Here is a 19,192-nt window from a genome sequence, read left to right as displayed (position 1 = left end):
GAGTGCTATGTATGGCTAAAAAAAATAAGAGAAAAAAGTCGTCTTCAATGGGGTTTTGGGTAAAACACCTCGCCTTGAGCGCAATATTAATTGCAGCAGCCTATTATGTTCTCAATGGCGCTCTGCCTGAGAATATGGATATGACAAAAACCAGTAATGCCGCAGCAAAAGGTCTGTCGCAGTTTTACGAGAGCTTTAGAAACCGAGTTAGCGAGCGAGATACCGAACGTGATCAGTACGTCATAAATTTAGGAAAACCAACTTTTCCTCTAGATGATGCGCTGGCACAACGCGGCCTCGTTGTAAAGCCATCCTCACCCGGTTGGACTGGTGAATCAACACCACGACGTTTCGAATCAGGCGGCACCTTAAAAGAGGTATTAGCCAACTATGCGCGTGAAGAAGGCATTGAACTATTTTGGTATTTAGAAAGAGATTATGTCGTCAAACATAACTTCAGAGTCGATAGTAATTTTGTGTCGGCACTTTATCAGATTGGTCGCGCAATCAATGATGACTTCGAGTACGAAGTGTATACTTTCTTTTGTCCGAACCATCGCGCGGCGGTTATTACACAAAAACCTTCTCACTTTGTCAGAACGAATTGTAGAAGGCTAAATAAGTAAATCATCAACAAAAAATGGGGCTGAAATTAGCCCCATTTTTTATTCTAGAGACAGGCTTAGTTGAAAAGTTGCTGCCAAATATTTCTGACCAGTTCTACCTGAACGGCTACCAGCTCTCTTGGCACGCATCGACCGTGCTGATTTAAACTATTTAAGTGATAATGCTCACGAAGTGTGCAATAACATTCTGTCAAAATAGTTTGTTGCTCTGAGTTGATCACTCCCTGTTGCACAGCACTTTCTAGAATACGAATATTATCTGAAAAATGCGTGAGTTCATGACAATGCTTAGCATGATTTAACACCAAAAACTGAGCGATAAATTCAATGTCTGTCATGCCTCCATGACCTTGTTTCAAATCAAATGCTTGTTCACTGTCTTTAGAAAGGTGCGCGCGCATTTTTTCGCGCATTTTGACCACATCATCTTTTAGCTGAGCTTCATCCCTTGCTGTACATAAGATATCTTTACGGATCTCAGCAAAACGCTCGACTAACTCAGTCTCACCGTAAATCATTCTCGCTCGGGTCAAAGCTTGATGTTCCCATGTCCACGCTTGTGACTGCTGATAATGATTAAAGCTTTCAATATTAATCGCCAACAAGCCAGAGTTCCCCTCAGGGCGAAGCCTTGTATCAAGCTCATATAAAATACCTGACGCTGTACGAGTATTGAATAAGTGCATCAAACGCTGAGCAAGCTTTAAATAAAACTGACGCGAGGAGATTTGTTTATTACCAATCGTACTGCTATCACCTTGTTGATTATGGACAAATACTAAATCAAGATCTGAATCATAGCCTAGCTCTAAGCCTCCCGCTTTGCCATAAGCGATTACTGCAAAGCCCTTACTAAGCTCATTACAGCCCTGTGGCTCACCGTAGCGGCTTACCATTTGCTGCCAAGCTAGATTCACTGACTGAGATACGATTGCTTCAGCAAGCGCTGTAAGATGATCACTGACTTTCATGATGCTCAACACACCGGTCGCATCCGCGGCGGCAATACGTAATTGATGCGCTTGCTTAAATTGTCTTAGCGCTTCCATTTGTAACTCGAGGTCATCTTGCTCAATACGTAAGAAATACTGCCTAATTTCAGTCCGATACTCACTCAAGGGTAAAGGTTTATAAAGCGCTGCTGGATCAATGAGTTCATCAAGCAATATAGGGTATTTTGCAATATGTTCAGCGATCCACTTGCTATGGCCACACAACAGAACCAATTGCTTAAGTGCGCCCTGATTCTCAAACAGTAATTCTAAATAAGTAGTTCGAGTCGCAATCATTTCAACAATGTTTAAAACCCGCAGCAACAACTCAGCTGAGCTTTTTTGCTGTGCCAGAGCATGCAGTAGAGCAGGCATCAACTTATCTAGTATATCTCGCCCTCTTATGCCTACATGACGCTTATTCAGCTTGGCATCAAACTCAACCAGCACATTTTGCCATTGCGCTAATTTTTCAGCTTCGAGTACACCTTCTAATTGTAAGCAATCTCTTTGTAACCAGGCATAGCTATAGCTGTCATCAAAACTCGTTTGCTCTTGAGGTTCATCCCCCACCACTAAAGCAAATTCTTGTCGAACAGATTCCATCACTTGGTTAATCTGCGGCAAAGTTGACTGAAAATCTTGATGTTCGAGTAAGTAAGCCAGTCTCACTTTATCTAACTCCGAATCGGGCAAAGTTTGCGTTTGTTGATCATCAAATGCTTGCAGGTATTGCTCGACTCTGCGAAGAAATAAGTAGTGACGCTTTAAACTATGGCTGACTTCACTTGGTAAGATATCAAGCTCGGTTAATTCTGAAATGGCAGCCAATATAGAGGGGGTTTGCAAGCCGACATCTCGACCTCCGCGGATCATCTGAAGTGCTTGCACTATAAATTCGACTTCACGAATACCACCTGCACCGAGTTTGATATTATTTACCAACCCTTTCCTGCGTACCTCTTGCGAGATGAGATGCTTCATTTTCCTAAGCGACTCAATCACTGAGAAGTCGATATAACGGCGATATACAAAAGGTTTAAGTAGTTGCTTAAATTCATCCCAATAACAGGTTTCTTCCCCTAGCGGCCTTGCTTTGAGCATCGCATAACGCTCCCACTCACGGCCTTGGTCTTGGTAATAATCTTCCATTGCAGCAAAGCTCATCACCAAAGGTCCGCTTTCACCGAATGGTCGAAGGCGCATGTCCACTCTGAATACCTGCCCGTCTGCAGTCACTTGGTTTAACGCGCTAATCAGCTTTTGCGCAACCTTAGTATAAAACACTTGGGATTCGAAACTGCGCCTACCGCCTTGCGTCGATAAATTTCTTGGGTAAGTAAAAATTAAATCAATGTCTGATGAAAAGTTAAGCTCTCCGCCACCAAGCTTACCCATACCTAAAACCAACATTGGCAGAGAGTTTCCTTGTTCATCTAACGGGGCGCCACATTGCTTTGTTGTTTGAGCAAACGCCCATTGGTTCGCGGCCCCGATTAAAGCTTCTGACAACTTAGAAATATACTCAATACTGTCTTCGATGGGGTTTTGATGAACCAAGTCTAACCACATCACCTTTAGCCAGTACTGCTGACGATATAAACGCAGTTGTTTAAAACATACCAACTCACTCAGTTCGACTAGGTCGCCTGTCAGTGGCTCTGGAACGATACGACAGTCAACATTAAGTTGCTGTAACCAAGTCCCTAACTCCGGTCGTTTTTCTAAAATTCTAAATGCAAAATCACTGAGCCCTATTAACCGCCCAAGTTGCTCATCATAGGGCTGTGCGCCATATAATTGCTGCCAACGTTGCTCAGCTAATTGCAAAAGTGAAAGCGGAAAATCGACCTGATGCATAAAAAATCTCCAAAGCTAGGTAGCTCAATGAGTTGGGAGTCGTTATAGTTAATCTATTAAAACCATAACATTACACGTTATATGTCATATTTGTCTTTACTCGATATCAATATTTTTGCCATTTTAGTTTGTTTTGTATTAGCAAGCCTGATTGTGATTGGTCATCGTCTCATCATGCAATACAAAGCCAAAAAAGCCCTCGAATCTGAAATTGCCAAACGCGATAACTTTGCCTTCGGCATTAACTACGCCTGTCAAATCGGTATCATCGCGATCACTGGGGCATATATCTTTCCTGATGTGTATGAACACTTAACTGCTGGCCATTTTACCTTAGCCATACTTACCGTTTTGATTTCTTTTAGTTTTATTTTGCTAGGTCAATATATTCATCGAAAATGGATTTTAAATCGATTCAATGAAGAAAAAGCCATCATGAAACAAAATATCTGTGCAGCCCTCGTCGATTCAGGCATGTTACTGGGTAATACCATACTTGTATTAGGTATTTTTCATTGGCTTCACCCACAGGGCGTCAGTGATTTATTAGTGGCAACGATGAGCTTTATTGTTTTACAGATCGTATTCGCTATTGATAGTAAGCTAAGAGAAATGCGATTTGCCAAGGCAAACCAAGGCGCTTCGTTACAACAAAACTTTAACCTTTCGAATACCTCAATTGGTATACGATATGCGGGTAAAACCATTGGGCTTTCATTAGCGCTCTTTGCAGGGTTACAGAGTGCACCTTATCACGGGGCCACCATAGTCGAGAATATCAACAGCGTATTGCTACACTGTGGGATAATGTGGGTATTGTTATACTCGATGAGCTTTTCTCTTATTCATTTTGCTCTGCCCAAAGTGAATGTAGGACTAGAAGTTGATCACCAAGATAATATTGGCGTTGCCTGTATAGAATTTGCGGTTTTCACCGCTATGGGCTATTTACTTATTAATGTCTTTTCAGTTTAGTGCGTTAACCACTGACTGAAGCAAGGTGAAGGTATGGCGACTTGTTTTGAAAATTTTTTACTTATAGACAGTAATGCTGAGTTCAGCAGAGATTTTGTGACCTATCAAAATCAACAATTTCCAAACAAGCCGCAACACCTTATTGTTGCCGGTGAAAATACGCGTCATTTAGTTAAAATGATGTTCGACAATCTGATCAAAGACTACTGCTATTGTGACTTCGCTAACGAAATAAGTGTGACTGAGCTTGCCGCTTATTTACTAGAACATCATCAAATTGCTGGAGTGGTCATCCATGATTTAGATTTTCATCTCGCGAATGAAGAACAAAGAGCTATATTCAACGCTCTCCACCCAATCCGATATTTAGTTGAAATCACACCTGAAGGTTATAACTACAGTCAAATTCAAGATGTGTTTCATGAAAATCACTTATCTTGTCACAGTGAACATCTTGATGAAGCCGATAGATCAATCGAAGCATCTTTATGTAAATTAGAGAATGACTAGACGCCGCTTTCGCTTAGCCTTACTATTGCCCCACCTTTGTTTTTAAGTCTAATCACTATGCGCGTTCCTCATATTTTTCAACCTTCTGAGTTAAGCCTTAACACCCCAGTTCTACTTTCTGATGATGCTGCAGGCCATATTGGTCGAGTGTTAAGAATGCAACAAGGCGATAATGTCTCTTTGTTTAATGGCGAAGGGGGAGAGTATTTTTGTGAACTGACCGAAGTAGGCAAAAAGTCGGTTACAGCAACACCTATCGAATTCAAAGACGTTGACGTTGAATCACCTCTTAAAATTCATCTGGGTCAGGGGATTTCTCGCGGTGATAAAATGGATTTCACCATTCAAAAATCAGTAGAGCTAGGTATCACCGAAATTACCCCTCTGTTCACAACCCGTTGTGGAGTAAAACTAACCGGTGATCGCCTCGCTAAGAAGCACCAGCAATGGCAAAAAATCGCAATCGCTGCTGCCGAGCAATCAGGTCGTAATTTTGTAACCAAGATCCACCCTCCAATTCAATTATCTCTGTGGCTGTCACAGCAAAGTGAAGAGTTAAAGTTAACCCTACACCCTCGTGCCGAGCACAGTATTAAAACTTTGCCAGTACCAACACAAGGTGTGCGTTTTGTTGTTGGGCCTGAGGGCGGCTTCACTGATGAAGAGATGGCTGCGACCTCAGAGCAAGGCTTTGTAGATGTTCGCTTAGGCCCAAGAGTCCTTCGCACAGAGACAGCAGCTTTAACCGTATTAAGTGCACTGCAATTGCAATTTGGTGATTTAGCACTTTAAAAGTGCTTTTCTACCCCCATATTGATTAAAACATTCAAATAACTAGGTAAACATTATGGCAATTAAACTCGGTATCATTAGCGATCCTATCAGTGGTTTCAATATTAAAAAAGACACTGGCTTTGCCATGATGCTCAGTGCACAACAACGTGGCTATGAACTTTACTACATGGAAATGGACGACTTGTTTTTATATCAAGGCCAAGCCCGTGCAACCGCAGCTAAAGCGACTGTGTTTGACGACGTTGACAACTGGTATGCATTAGAAGACAAACAAGATATTGCACTTAGTGACCTAGATGTGATCTTAATGCGAAAAGATCCACCATTTGATACTGAATACATCTACGCTACCTATATTCTTGAACGCGCTGAAGATGCCGGCACTCTAGTCGTTAATAAGCCACAGAGTCTTCGCGATGCTAACGAAAAACTATTTACTGCATGGTTTAGTGAACATACACCAGATACGCTGGTGACTCGCTCTCAAGCACAAATTCGCGAGTTTTTAACTAAGCATGGCGATATCATCTTAAAGCCACTCGATGGCATGGGTGGCGCATCAATTTTCAGAGTAAAACAAGATGATCCTAATATTGGTGTGATCTGCGAAACCTTGACTGAACATGGTAGCCGATTTGCAATGGCACAACAGTACATTCCAGAAATTAAGCAAGGCGATAAACGAGTTTTGGTTGTGAATGGGGAAGTCATCCCTTACTGCCTAGCGCGTATTCCTCAAGGTGGTGAAACCCGGGGTAACCTCGCAGCAGGAGGTCGTGGTGAAGCCCGTCCAATCAGTGAGGATGATTTAAAAGTCGCGCAAGCTGTTGCCCCAACTCTAAAAGAAAAAGGGCTCATTTTTGTTGGTTTAGACATTATTGGTAACAAGCTAACCGAAATCAATGTCACAGCGCCAACCTGTGTAAAAGAAATCGAAGCAGCTTTTGATATTTCAATTATGGATAAATTCTATGAGGCGATCGAAGAGAAACTAGCCCATAATAAATAAACAAAATGGGGCGATATGCGCCCCATCTTCTGATCTAAGGCCATCAATATGCAATCATCATTAGAAAATCATTTCTTAATCGCAATGCCGAGTTTGCAAGACCCCTACTTCAAGCAAAGTGTGACGTATATTTGTGAGCATAATGAAGAAGGTGCGATGGGGCTGGTGATTAATCACCCTGTCAATGTCACTGTCGGTGAACTACTCGATAAAATTGATATCGAAAATAACAAGATGAGTGAAGCCTCTAAACGCCATGTGTTTGCAGGTGGCCCTGTGCATACCGACAGAGGCTTTGTGCTTCATACGCCAAAATATGGCTATTCATCAAGCCAAGAGCTGAGCTCAGAGATCATGATAACCACGTCTAAAGATGTGCTAGCAAGTCTGACTTATGATGACAGCCCCAGTGAGTTTATAATTACCCTTGGCTATGCAGGTTGGGAGCAAGGCCAACTAGAACGTGAGCTGTCAGAAAATAGCTGGTTAGTAATCAAAGCTGACCCTGCAATCATTTTTAATACGCCAGTAGAGCTTCGCTGGCAAAAAGCAGTTGAAATGCTTGGCTTCGATGTGTCTAAACTTGCGACTATCGCTGGTCACGCCTAATAAAGAATAAAATTAATGACAGATAAAAAAGAAAAAACACCCATTGGTCAACGAACGGTAATGGGTTTTGATTTTGGTACTAAAAGTATTGGTATTGCTGTTGGTCAAGAGATCACTGGCACAGCCAATAGTGTTGGCGCCGTCAAAGCCCGAGATGGTATTCCTAATTGGGATGAAATTGCTGTACACATCGACGACTGGAAGCCTGATTTATTAGTGGTTGGACTGCCGTTAAATATGGATGGCACGAATCAACAAGTTACATTCCAAGCAAAAAAGTTTGCCAACCGCCTACACAATAACTTTAAGTTACAAGTTGAAACCCAAGATGAACGACTGACCACCACTGACGCAAAAGCACGTTTATTCGAGCAAGGTGGCTATCGTAATTTAGGCAAGAGCAACGTAGACGGTATGTCTGCGGTTATCATTTTAGAGAGCTTTTTTGAATCGCTTTGGGACTAATTCTTACCTAGTTGGTAACTGATTTAAAACCTTATATTTTGACAGATCAGGAATAAAGCCTGCTTGCGTGTAGGCTTTTATGATCATGCCACGCTCCCTTAATATCTTTAACCCTTTTTGCAACGCTTTAAAAGCTTCTTTACCATATGGATGTGCTTTCGATACAACCAAGTGTCGACTACCATCCAAAAGCATCACCAAATTTGGGTGAGCAACTAACTTTATGCCTTCTAAATTAAATTCATTTTTAAGACTCGGCATCAGTGGCATTAACATAAAGTCAGCCCACATCATGCTTACCATGCGCGCTTGAGACACCCACTCATGTTCAACAAATAGCTTATTTAATGGTAAGTTATGTAATGTTTCCCAATCGGTACGCCAGCGGGGAGTGCTGACTGAGGTGTAGTTTATCAGTTGCTGATAACTGTGAAGCTGCTGCATTTTTTCATTATTTGGTGAATAAAATACCCCTGCATAGTACTCACCTCGTTTAATGAGTGCTTTGCTAATATACACAGAATCAGACATTGCTTTGGCATCTTCCAACCAATAACTGTCCATGCTGAGTAGCAGTTTTCCTTGCACTAGCAGTTTGGTATTTCTAAAGTTGACGTTTCCAGTTTGATATTCAAACTCTTTTGTAAAACCACCTAACGCAAGTGCTTGTTGCGCTAAAATCATATCAACAACGTCTCGACGAATATACTCACCAGAAAAGTCAGTGATCTCTGAGACTTTACGGCCGTTTAGAAAGCGTTTGTAATCGATATACACATCATCCCTAACGTATATCTGTATTTTGTTTATACCTAACGCGTTGACTGTGTGACTAAACAACACAGCCAACATAGGCAGTAGAAAATATAAACTTCTTAAATACTTATTATTTTGAGTCCAACCCATCAACAGTCACACCTTGTAGGAAACCTGCGCCTTGCTGTTCATTATTCTGCAGCTTTATCATTAAGCGTAGATCATTCGGCGAGTCTGCGTAGTGAAGTGCATCGGCATAATTAATACGACGTTGTTTATAGAGCTCAAACAATGCCTGATCAAAGGTCTGCATACCCATCTCTTTTGACTTCGCCATGGTTTCTTTAATTGAACCTATGTCACCCTTTTTGACAAGCTCAGCCACCATTGGCGAGTTAAGTAAAATCTCGATGGCCGCTTCGCGCCCCTCGCCTTGCGCTGAAGGCACGAGTTGCTGGGCAACAATTGCACGTAAGTTCAATGCTAAGTCATACTTGAGTTTATCATGTTTCTCTTTTGGAACCAGATGCATAATACGGTCAATCGCTTGGTTAGCGTTATTTGCGTGCAATGTTGCTACACATAAATGGCCTGTTTCAGCAAAGCTAAGCGCGTATTCCATGGTTTCTTGCGAGCGGATTTCACCAATCAAAATGACATCAGGAGCTTGTCGCAACGAGCTCTTTAGCGCCGCTTCGAAACTCTCTGTATCAATCCCTACTTCACGTTGTGTAATGATGCTCTTTTTGTGTTCATGCACAAATTCAATTGGATCTTCGATTGTTAGAATATGACCACGCTGATTACGGTTACGATAACCTAGCAGTGCAGCTAGTGATGTTGACTTACCTGTGCCTGTACCACCGACAAATAACACCAGACCACGCTTTGACATGATCACATCAGTCAGTACAGAAGGTAAGCCCAAATCATTCACATCAGGTATTTGTGTCACAATACGACGCAGTACCATACCCGCACAATCTCTTTGCCAAAATGCAGATACACGGAAACGACCTTCATCGGTGGCAATCGCGAAATTACATTCCTTTTCGCGATAAAATTCTTCTTTTTGCCTGTCATTCATTGCAGACTCGACAATCTCAAGAGAAGCTTCCGGTGTTAAGCGCTCCTCACTTAGAGGCGTTAACTCACCATCAATTTTGGCACTCACAGCGAGACCCGCAGAAACAAATAGGTCTGATGCTTGTCGGTCTACCATGGCTTGTAAGAATTGATTCAATAACATGATGGCCTCCCCTTACATATTTGGACCAAATTGCGCTTTATCATGTGCTTTTGTTTGTGCATCTTGCGCTGTGATAAGACCGCGGTTAACCAAGTTCTTTAGACATTGATCCATAGTTTGCATGCCGTGCATAGCACCGGTTTGAATGGCCGAGTACATCTGCGCAATTTTATCTTCACGGATTAGATTACGGATTGCCGGAATGCCAAGCATGATTTCGTGTGCAGCCACACGACCTCCCCCTACCTTTTTAACCAGTGTTTGTGAAATAACCGCTTGCAGTGATTCTGACAGCATTGAGCGCACCATGTCTTTTTCTTCACCTGGGAAAACATCAATAATACGGTCAATGGTTTTTGGTGCTGATGTGGTATGTAAAGTACCAAACACTAAATGACCCGTTTCAGCTGCGGTCATAGCGAGACGAATAGTTTCTAAATCACGTAATTCACCGACTAAGATGACATCAGGATCTTCACGCAGCGCTGAACGAAGTGCCGCTTTAAAACTATGGGTATCTCGATGCACTTCACGTTGGTTAATTAGGCTTAATTTATTTTGGTGGACAAATTCAATGGGATCTTCGATGGTCAAGATATGGTGGTGTTTATTATTATTTATGTAATCAACCATAGCGGCTAAGGTGGTTGATTTACCAGAACCGGTAGGACCGGTAACCAGTACCAAGCCTCGCGGTTTATCCGAGATGTCTTTAAAAATATCTGGTGCACCTAACTCTTCAAGTGAAAGCACTGTTGACGGAATAGTACGGAACACAGCTGCTGGGCCACGGCTCGTATTGAATGCATTAACACGAAAACGCGCTAAATTAGGCACTTCGAATGAAAAGTCTACCTCTAAATTTTGCTCATAGTCCTTTCGCTGGTTATCATTCATAATATCGTAAACAAGGCTATTTACGTCTTTCGATTCTAACGCGGGAATATTTACACGACGCACATCGCCGTCAACCCGGATCATCGGCGAAACACCCGATGATAAATGTAAATCCGAGGCTTTATGTTGAACACTAAAGGCCAATAATTCAGTAATATCCATGTATGACTCCAAAACGAGCTGAAATATAATATGGTTACAATAGCAGAACGTCTGAGCTGCGCCTACGATCGCGTGATAAAAGCAGAACAAAACAGTCCATTTTCCGATACGGTACAATTACTGGCTGTATCTAAAACCAAACCAATCGACCTCATTGAAGAGGCCTATGACGCAGGGCAACGTCAATTTGGCGAGTCTTACGTACAAGAAGCCGTTGATAAAATTCAGCAATTAAAAGATAAAAAAGACATTGAATGGCACTTTATTGGCCCGATCCAATCAAATAAATCTCGCCATATTGCGGAGCACTTTAGTTGGGTGCAAAGTGTTGACCGTTTAAAAATCGCAAAACGCTTAAACGAGCAACGACCAAATAACCTGATGCCATTGAACATCCTGATCCAAGTAAATATCAGTGAAGATGAAAATAAGTCGGGTTGCCAGCTTTCAGAGCTAGATGAATTGGCTGCATTTATAGCTGATGCACGTCAATTAAACCTCCGTGGTTTAATGACCATCACCGAAAAAACCGATGATGAGCAGAAACAATTACAATATTTTCAGCAAATGCGGGCTTGCTTTGATAAACTAAAGCACCAATATCCTCAAGTAGATACCCTCTCTATGGGTATGAGCCAGGACTTAGAGCCTGCCATCATTGCTGGGGCAAACATGGTGCGTATTGGCACCGATATTTTTGGCAAAAGACAATAAGGTAAGCACAAACTATGTCAAATAAAACCATCGCGTTTATCGGAACAGGTAACATGAGCTATGCCATCATCGGTGGTATGGTAAAAAGTGGCTTCGATGCAAACAGCATTATTGCTACTAACCGCAATCCAGAAAAACTAGCAAAAGTTGAAACTGACTTAGGTGTGAACGCCACATCAGATAACCTTTCGGCAGTAAAGCAAGCCGATATTATCGTACTCTCTGTTAAACCACAGATGATGGCAGAACTTTGCCAAACATTCCAAGACGCAGGCATAGACATGAGTAGCAAACTATTCATCTCAGTTGCTGCAGGTATTACTGTAAAGCGCTTACGTGAAATGCTGGGGTTTGATGCAAAACTCGTACGCTGTATGCCAAATACACCGAGCTTATTAGGTAAAGGCGTCAGTGGCTTATTCAGCGATGCAATTAGCGATGAAGAAAAAGCCATTGTCACTGATATGTTCAGCGCAACAGGCATAGCACTATGGTTAGAGCAAGAGTCACAGATAAATGACATCATTGCTGTAACAGGCTCATCGCCTGCGTATTTCTTCCTATTTATGCAATCTATTGCTGAAAAAGCCGTAAACCTTGGCTTTAGCCATGAACAAGCTCGACTACTCGTGCAGCAAACTGCATTAGGCGCGGCTGAAATGGCGTTTGCCAATGATGACATTTCACTCGAACAACTGCGCGCCAATGTGACATCAAAAGGTGGAACAACACACGCGGCTGTTGAATACTTAAAATCACAAAACTTACAAACTACCGTTGCCGACGCTATGGACGCCTGTATCGCTCGCGCTGAAGAAATGGAACAACAGATCTAGGAGGCAGCCATGACTGCTATGCAATTTTTAATTGGTATCGTATTCGACCTATTTTTAATGGTCGTGTTACTGCGTTTTTGGCTACAGTTAGTTCGCGCTGACTTTTACAATCCTCTCAGTCAAACTGTTGTTAAAGCCACTTCTTTTGCGGTTAATCCACTGCGCAAAATCATTCCTGGTGTAGGTGGCTTAGATCTCGCCTCTTTGGTGCTTGCTTTCCTAGTTGGTTTTGCCAAAGTATCTTTGCTCATGGTGATGTTTTACGGTGGTTGGGAGCCTGTAGGCGCCGCAATCAATGGTGTTATCACTGTCTTAAAAGAAGCCTTTACGCTGGTATTTTGGATATTAATTATTCGTGCAATCATGAGCTGGGTAGCTCAAGGTTATAACCCGATTGCCGCGGTATTTGACCAACTTACTGAGCCAATGCTACGCCCAATTCGTAAAGTTATCCCACCTCTTGGCGGTTTAGATTTATCTATTTTGGTATTAATTATTGGCCTGCAGTTCGTGCAATTATTAATCATGGACTTGCTAGGTTAATTAGGAGTATTTATGCGAATTTTGATTGCTTTCATCCTAGCTTTAAGTAGCTTTATTGCCTCTGCTAATTCTGTACAAGGTGGACAGTATAAAGAACTCGGCCCGTGGCAAGTGCACTACATAGCTTTCCCCTCAACGTTTATTCAACCTAGTATCGCCAAAGCCTATGGGCTTGAGCGTAGTAACTATAAAGGCGTGATTAATATCTCAGTGCTTGCCAATAAAAAAGGCACACCTGCCCAAAAAGCTAAGCTCACAGGTGAAGCAAAGAACCTCCTTGGAACTAAACAAGTACTGGAATTCAAAGAAGTGGTTGATGGCGACGCCATTTATTACCTTGCCCAAGTTGATTTTCGCAATGAAGAGGTTTACCGCTTTAAAATCAACATTAATCAAGGTAACAACTTTCAAGTTTTAAACTTTCAACAAAAATTCTACGTGGACTAACTAACTGATGAGTCAACAAATCGTTCTTGCCACAGGCAACCAAGGTAAAGTGAAAGAGCTGGGTGCAATGCTTAATGAGTTAAACATTGAAGTATTACCACAAAGCCAGTTTGATGTGCCTGACGTGCCAGAAACAGGCACTACCTTCATCGAAAATGCCATTATTAAAGCGCGCCACGCAGCTAAAATTACCGGCCTGCCTGCCATCGCTGACGACTCAGGTCTTGAGGTCGATGCTTTAAACGGGGCACCAGGCGTGTATTCAGCACGTTTTGCAGGTGAAAACGCAAACGACCAAGACAATATCGACAAGCTACTGGTTGAGATGCAAGGTAAAACAGTACGTTCAGCGCGTTTTTGGTGTGTGTTAGTTTATATGCGTCATGCTGATGACCCGACACCACTCGTTTGCCAAGCAAGCTGGGAAGGGACCATCACAGAAGATCAACAAGGCCGTGAAGGCTTTGGTTATGATCCGGTGTTTTATGTAGCAAGTGAAGGATGCACGTCTGCACAATTAACGAAGGAGCAAAAAAATGCCCTGAGCCATCGTGGTCAGGCACTGCAGCAACTCGTTGCTAAATTAAAAGGCTAATTGTGCAACTTCCTCCTCTAAGCTTATATGTGCACGTACCTTGGTGCGTGCAAAAATGCCCTTACTGCGACTTTAACAGCCACGGTCAAAAGGGTGAAATTCCTGAACAAGAATATATTCAACACTTACTCCACGACTTACAAGCTGATTTGCACTTAGTGCAAGGCCGTAAATTACACAGTATTTTTGTCGGTGGCGGCACGCCAAGTTTGTTATCGGGTAAAGCCTATCAATGGTTATTAGCCGAAATAGAAAAGCTTATCCCCTTTGAAAATGATATTGAAGTTACCTTAGAAGCGAATCCGGGCACTGTAGAAAAAGACAAGTTTAAGCATTATGTTGAAGCAGGTATTAACCGTATCTCAATTGGTGTGCAAAGTTTACAAGCCGACAAGTTAAAATCCCTAGGTCGTATTCATGGTGAAAATGAAGCCATAAACGCAGCAAAAGAAGCACAAGCTGCAGGTTTAAATTCTTTTAATATGGATTTAATGCATGGACTTCCGGGTCAAAGTGTAGAAGATGCGTTGAGCGATTTACAAAAAGTCATTGCACTCAACCCGCCTCACCTGTCTTGGTATCAACTGACTATCGAGCCTAATACTCAGTTTGCCTCAAAACCACCGGTTCTCCCTGAAGATGAAACATTGTGGGACATCCAAGAACAAGGTCAAAAATTACTTGCAGAAGCAGGCTACGAGCACTATGAGATCTCAGGCTACGCAAAACCTGGTTATCAATGCAAACACAATTTAAATTATTGGCGCTTCGGTGATTACCTAGGTATAGGCTGTGGCGCCCACGGTAAGATAACTCAACCTAAACAAGGTAGTATTTTACGTACCGTAAAAGTGAAACACCCTCGTGGTTATATGGATCTTAGCAAGCCATATTTATATGAAAGCTGGCAAGTTGAAAATGAAGACCGACCATTTGAGTTCTTTATGAACCAATTTAGGCTGCGAGAGCCATGCAATAAACATCAGTTTATCGATTATTCTGGCTTACCAATAAGCAAAATTGATGCTGCAATTAACACTGCACTCGATAAAGGATTAATAGAAGATCTAGGTCATTCATGGTTGGTTACAAATAAAGGCCACCGTTTTTTAAATGACCTGCTAGAATTATTTGTTTAAACAGCATTGCTGTTTTAATAAAAATAAAAACGCGCTCGGATAATCCATAGCGTACAAAAAACTCAAAGGTAGATAACAATGCGTAAACTCACCATTATTGCTGCAGCAATCAGCGCAGCATTTTTGGCTGGTTGTCAGCAAACTGCTGAAAAACCTGCTTCTGCACCCCAAGTTCAAGTTGTTCAAAGTGAAGTAGAAAAAGCCAATGCGCTTTTCGAAGAAATCTTCATGGATGGCGTTATGCGCAGCCCGGTATACCAAACTTACATGGGCATCAAGAAAGACTATGATAAATGGGATGATGACAGTGAAGCTAGCGCACTTGAAGATCTTGAAATCACGAAAAAGAATCTTGCTCGTTTAACTGCAATTGACCGCAGCAAACTTGATGCTAATACTCAGGTTAGTTATGACCTAATGCAACAAAGCTTAGAAAATGACATTGCTGATTTCAAATGGCGCTACCATAACTATCCGGTTAACCAAATGTTTGGTACACACTCAATGGTGCCTGCATTTTTAATTAACCAACACCAAATCACTAGCGTAGAAGATGCGAAAGCCTATATCTCACGTTTAAATGGCGTCACTAAAGTATTCGACCAACTTATCGACTCTTTAGAGATCCGTGCACAAAAAGGCATTATTGCTCCGAAGTTTGTTTTCCCTCACGTAATTGAATCAAGCAAGAACATTATTAAAGGCGCACCGTTTGAAAAAGGTGACGACTCTACTCTACTTGCTGACTTCAAACGTAAGGTAAACAAACTAGAAATCGCTGATTCTGAAAAGGCAGCACTAATCAATGAAGCGACAGAAGCACTTAAAACTGCTATCAAGCCGTCTTACAACAAGCTAATTAACTACCTAGCTAAGCTCGAAAAGAAAGCAGATACCCGTGATGGTGCTTGGAAGTTCCCAGAAGGTGAAGCATTCTTTAACAATGCCCTTGCTCGAACAACAACGACTGATTTAACAGCAAAAGAGATCCACCAAATCGGTCTTGCTGAAGTAGCACGTATTCATGACGAAATGCGTGAAATCAAAGACAAGGTTGGCTTTAAAGGTGACTTAAAAGCATTCATGGAATTCATGAAAACTGATAAGCAGTTCTACTTACCTAATACTGATGAAGGTAAAGAGAAGTATCTTAAAGATGCCACTGCGATGATCGACAACATGAAATCTCGTCTTGATGAGTTATTCATTGTTAAACCAAAAGCTGACATGATCGTTAAACGTGTTGAAGCGTTCCGTGAAAAAGCGGCTGGTAAAGCGTTCTACCAGCAGCCTGCACCAGATGGTTCTCGCCCTGGTATTTACTACGCAAACCTGTATGACATGGAAGCAATGCCTACTTACCAAATGGAAGCACTTGCTTACCACGAAGGTATCCCAGGTCACCACATGCAAATTGCTATCGCGCAAGAGCTTGAAGGTGTGCCTAAATTCCGTAAATTCGGTGGCTACACAGCTTATATCGAAGGTTGGGGTTTATACTCTGAGCTAGTACCAAAAGAAATGGGCCTATATGAAGACCCATATTCAGATTTCGGTCGTCTAGCTATGGAACTGTGGCGTGCATGTCGCCTAGTAGTAGATACAGGTATTCACGCTATGAAGTGGACTCGCCAAGAAGGTATTGATTACTACGTTAATAACACCCCTAACGCTAAGTCTGACGGCGTTAAAATGGTTGAGCGTCACATTGTAATGCCTTCTCAAGCAACCGCTTATAAAGTCGGTATGCTTAAGATCTTAGAACTACGTGAAGATGCGAAAAAAGAGCTTGGTGACAAGTTTGATATTCGCCAGTTTCACGATGTAGTACTGAAAAATGGCCCAGTGCCGCTTAATGTACTTGAAAAGTTCGTGGACGAGTGGGTTGCCAGTAAAAAGGCTTAACCGCTAAAGTGACATAAAAAGCCATGATGAGAATCATGGCTTTTTTGTTTTTTAACTCGCTTTTGGAGGCGAATTTACTTTTCTATCTAAATAATACCACCCCTCTTGATTAAGAGCGCTATTTTGAGGGAAGGTATAACCCATTATGCACTAATCCATTTCCTCTGTGCCCACGTCAGATAATTGCTTTTGTGAAAATTCAGTCTCTGACAAAATAATATGAAGGCAAGCACCACCATGCGCAGGGCTTTGCATTTTCACTTCCCCTTTCAGCTTTTGCGTCACTAAATTATGTATGATGCTCATACCTAGACCAGTGCCACCACTATGACGTTTTGAAGTAATAAACGGCTCGAAGATCACCGGTAAAATTTCTTTGTCTATGCCCATGCCATCGTCTTTAAAATAGATATGCACAAAGTCATTTACAACCATTGCCGACACCACAATATGGAGTTTTTGATTGGCTATTTTGCCATGTTTAATACTGTTATGAATGCACAGGTTAATGATCTGATTGATTGCAGAGGGGTAGCTATTAATAAACAGCTCTTCTGAAATATCAAAGGTGATATCATATTCACCCGCAGGTAATAAACCGTCATTAATTCGAAAAGCATGTTCTACTTGATCAAGTAAGTTAAAATAGGTCAAGACATCCAAGTGTTGGTTTGCCGAGATCAATTTAAACTCTTCAACAAGCTGCTCACTCACCGTGAGGTTACTTTCAATAATATCTAGCGTACTTTCAAGGTGACTTATCATCTCAGTAATAGAGGCATTCTCATCTAGCCCATCTCTTAGGTTACTTTTCATGATGGCTATTAACTCAGCCATATCACCCTTACCACTTTTTACTTCTCCAAGTGGCGTATTGAGCTCTTGAGTAAAACGATGAATAATATTACTAAAACTCGCCACTTCAGCACCTTCTAATAAACGTTTTTGCGCCGAAGACAAACGCACGAGTAGACTATCAAGGTATTCAAGTAATTTATCGACATGCGTGCCTATTTGACCTAACTCATCGGTATTATTGAGGTTCGTCCTAAGCTTAAAGTTTTCATGTTCAACAACCTTATCTAAGACATCATTGATCACATTGATCTTTTTCGAGACTCTTGCATGCAATATCATCAATAGAACAAAGCATACAGAGCAAATCAAAATTATCGTGCCCAGTAAACTTAAAACCCAAGCTTGCTTGGTATCGTGATCCTGTAAAATAATGGAATTGCTCAATCCCAATATTTTGGTTGTCAGCGCATTTTTTTGCTCATCAAGTTGCTTTCTCAAACCCTGCTTAGAGTTAAAACCAATTTCTGTGAGCACAGCACTGTAAGATAAAAAACCTTGCCGATAAGCTTTGAGTAGCAGTGCCGCTTGAGGGTTTTCGGATTGTAACTTTTGATATAATTTTTCGTAAATTCCAGTATGACGTTCAATATAGGCATGATCGTGTCGCAGTAAAAAATCTTTCTCTGCACGCCGTAATTCAAGTACCTCAAGCTCTAACATGGGTTGTTCAGCTGTTTGCACATAGCTTTGTAGCTGATGAGCATGACTTCTAAACAAGCCATATACGCCCTCATCAGCCTCATGACCTAACTTAATTTGGAACTGCTCAAAACGCTTTAAAGTTTGCCTTAGTAGTGCGGTATTAGATTCTATTGCGGAAAGTTGCAGCATGACTTTTGGCTCATCTAAAAGAAGTTGAGCAAGCTCACCGTATTCTTTTTCGAACTGGAAATAATGCTTATCGAAAGACTCTATAAACTCTGGCTGCCTTTCTTGTATGTAGTCATTTTTTACGCCTACTAATCGAGCTGCAGCTAACTTTAGACGATTTAACTGTAGTTCAACTCGCTGAGTATGAGCTATGTGTGAATACATTAACCAACTTGCAAGCATGATTAAAAACACACATGTGCTCGAAGCAACTTTAAAAATAAGTAATGAAGACTGAACGCGCATAGTCTGACCTTAATTTTTCCTTACTTTAAGTTTAGTAAAGAAAACTAGATTTAGATCAAGTTATAAATTGTGCAAATTTCGAGCATAACGATAGACTATATGATAAACCGCGCTATGGGGTTTACGCTTAAAGT

The 19,192-nt window shown here is 41.6% G+C and carries 19 protein-coding genes; 14 read left to right on the top strand and 5 right to left on the bottom strand.

Going from position 1 to position 19,192, the window contains the following annotated elements:
* Positions 1-11: 11 nt before the first annotated feature.
* Positions 12-626, top strand: coding sequence for a TcpQ domain-containing protein (locus tag ABMY35_RS07925; RefSeq protein WP_349285693.1), 615 nt, complete (start codon positions 12-14; stop codon positions 624-626).
* 56 nt (positions 627-682) lie between these two features.
* Here the strand turns inward: ABMY35_RS07925 and glnE are convergent, their stop codons facing one another.
* Positions 683-3,478: a bifunctional [glutamate--ammonia ligase]-adenylyl-L-tyrosine phosphorylase/[glutamate--ammonia-ligase] adenylyltransferase gene (gene glnE, locus ABMY35_RS07920; protein WP_349285692.1), complete on the bottom strand. Its 2,796-nt coding sequence runs from the start codon at positions 3,476-3,478 to the stop codon at positions 683-685.
* A gap of 81 nt (positions 3,479-3,559) precedes the next feature.
* On the opposite strand from glnE, the gene ABMY35_RS07915 reads away from it, so the two are divergent.
* From ABMY35_RS07915 to ruvX, 6 genes are read left to right on the top strand one after another with little or no spacing between them, the layout of a single operon-like run.
* Positions 3,560-4,453, top strand: a complete 894-nt coding sequence (locus ABMY35_RS07915; RefSeq protein ID WP_349285691.1) for a hypothetical protein — start codon at positions 3,560-3,562, stop codon at positions 4,451-4,453.
* Between the two features lie 33 nt (positions 4,454-4,486).
* Entirely contained in the window at positions 4,487-4,963 is a 477-nt protein-coding gene (locus tag ABMY35_RS07910; RefSeq protein ID WP_349285690.1) for a hypothetical protein, read from the top strand.
* Between the two features lie 57 nt (positions 4,964-5,020).
* Complete coding sequence (gene rsmE / locus ABMY35_RS07905) at positions 5,021-5,755, top strand: 16S rRNA (uracil(1498)-N(3))-methyltransferase (protein WP_349285689.1); 735 nt, start codon at positions 5,021-5,023, stop codon at positions 5,753-5,755.
* Between the two features lie 55 nt (positions 5,756-5,810).
* Complete coding sequence (gshB, locus tag ABMY35_RS07900) at positions 5,811-6,767, top strand: glutathione synthase (protein WP_138482684.1); 957 nt, start codon at positions 5,811-5,813, stop codon at positions 6,765-6,767.
* Between the two features lie 48 nt (positions 6,768-6,815).
* Entirely contained in the window at positions 6,816-7,376 is a 561-nt protein-coding gene (locus ABMY35_RS07895) for a YqgE/AlgH family protein (RefSeq protein ID WP_349285688.1), read from the top strand.
* A 15-nt stretch (positions 7,377-7,391) separates the two neighbouring features.
* A complete protein-coding gene (ruvX, locus tag ABMY35_RS07890) occupies positions 7,392-7,841 on the top strand; it encodes a Holliday junction resolvase RuvX (RefSeq protein ID WP_349285687.1) in 450 nt (149 codons plus the stop codon).
* Between the two features lie 3 nt (positions 7,842-7,844).
* On the opposite strand, the gene ABMY35_RS07885 is transcribed toward ruvX, so the two are convergent.
* Genes ABMY35_RS07885 through ABMY35_RS07875 form a run of 3 tightly spaced genes read right to left on the bottom strand, consistent with a single transcriptional unit; the run spans position 7,845 to position 10,905 of the window.
* Positions 7,845-8,747: a hypothetical protein gene (locus tag ABMY35_RS07885; protein WP_349285686.1), complete on the bottom strand. Its 903-nt coding sequence runs from the start codon at positions 8,745-8,747 to the stop codon at positions 7,845-7,847.
* Complete coding sequence (locus tag ABMY35_RS07880) at positions 8,728-9,846, bottom strand: PilT/PilU family type 4a pilus ATPase (RefSeq protein WP_349285685.1); 1,119 nt, start codon at positions 9,844-9,846, stop codon at positions 8,728-8,730. The genes ABMY35_RS07885 and ABMY35_RS07880 overlap by 20 nt, the downstream gene beginning before the upstream one ends.
* A 12-nt stretch (positions 9,847-9,858) precedes the next feature.
* Complete coding sequence (locus ABMY35_RS07875; RefSeq protein ID WP_138482675.1) at positions 9,859-10,905, bottom strand: type IV pilus twitching motility protein PilT; 1,047 nt, start codon at positions 10,903-10,905, stop codon at positions 9,859-9,861.
* A gap of 30 nt (positions 10,906-10,935) precedes the next feature.
* Here ABMY35_RS07875 and ABMY35_RS07870 point away from each other — a divergent pair, with 30 nt between their 5' ends.
* From ABMY35_RS07870 to ABMY35_RS07840, 7 genes are all read left to right on the top strand, one after another.
* Positions 10,936-11,619, top strand: a complete 684-nt coding sequence (locus ABMY35_RS07870) for a YggS family pyridoxal phosphate-dependent enzyme (RefSeq protein WP_349285684.1) — start codon at positions 10,936-10,938, stop codon at positions 11,617-11,619.
* A 14-nt stretch (positions 11,620-11,633) separates the two neighbouring features.
* Positions 11,634-12,455 carry a pyrroline-5-carboxylate reductase gene (gene proC, locus ABMY35_RS07865; RefSeq protein ID WP_349285683.1) on the top strand — a complete coding sequence of 274 codons (822 nt, stop codon included), beginning with the start codon at positions 11,634-11,636 and terminating at the stop codon, positions 12,453-12,455.
* Positions 12,456-12,464: 9 nt separating this feature from the next.
* A complete protein-coding gene (locus ABMY35_RS07860) occupies positions 12,465-12,998 on the top strand; it encodes a YggT family protein (RefSeq protein ID WP_349285682.1) in 534 nt (177 codons plus the stop codon).
* A gap of 12 nt (positions 12,999-13,010) precedes the next feature.
* Positions 13,011-13,445 (top strand): DUF4426 domain-containing protein, encoded by a 435-nt coding sequence (locus ABMY35_RS07855; protein WP_349285681.1) that lies wholly within the window; start codon positions 13,011-13,013, stop codon positions 13,443-13,445.
* 7 nt (positions 13,446-13,452) lie between these two features.
* Positions 13,453-14,040 (top strand): XTP/dITP diphosphatase, encoded by a 588-nt coding sequence (locus ABMY35_RS07850; RefSeq protein ID WP_349285680.1) that lies wholly within the window; start codon positions 13,453-13,455, stop codon positions 14,038-14,040.
* 2 nt (positions 14,041-14,042) lie between these two features.
* Positions 14,043-15,179: a radical SAM family heme chaperone HemW gene (gene hemW, locus ABMY35_RS07845; protein WP_349285679.1), complete on the top strand. Its 1,137-nt coding sequence runs from the start codon at positions 14,043-14,045 to the stop codon at positions 15,177-15,179.
* A gap of 78 nt (positions 15,180-15,257) precedes the next feature.
* Positions 15,258-17,084 carry a DUF885 domain-containing protein gene (locus ABMY35_RS07840; protein ID WP_349285678.1) on the top strand — a complete coding sequence of 609 codons (1,827 nt, stop codon included), beginning with the start codon at positions 15,258-15,260 and terminating at the stop codon, positions 17,082-17,084.
* Between the two features lie 150 nt (positions 17,085-17,234).
* On the opposite strand, the gene ABMY35_RS07835 is transcribed toward ABMY35_RS07840, so the two are convergent.
* Entirely contained in the window at positions 17,235-19,058 is a 1,824-nt protein-coding gene (locus ABMY35_RS07835; RefSeq protein WP_349285677.1) for a HAMP domain-containing sensor histidine kinase, read from the bottom strand.
* Positions 19,059-19,192: the final 134 nt, after the last annotated feature.

The sequence above is a fragment of the Pseudoalteromonas sp. BZB3 genome (assembly GCF_040104455.1).
Classification (GTDB): Bacteria; Pseudomonadota; Gammaproteobacteria; order Enterobacterales; family Alteromonadaceae; genus Pseudoalteromonas.
Note: the sequence above shows the minus strand (reverse complement) of the source record. Positions and strands in the feature narration are given on the sequence as shown.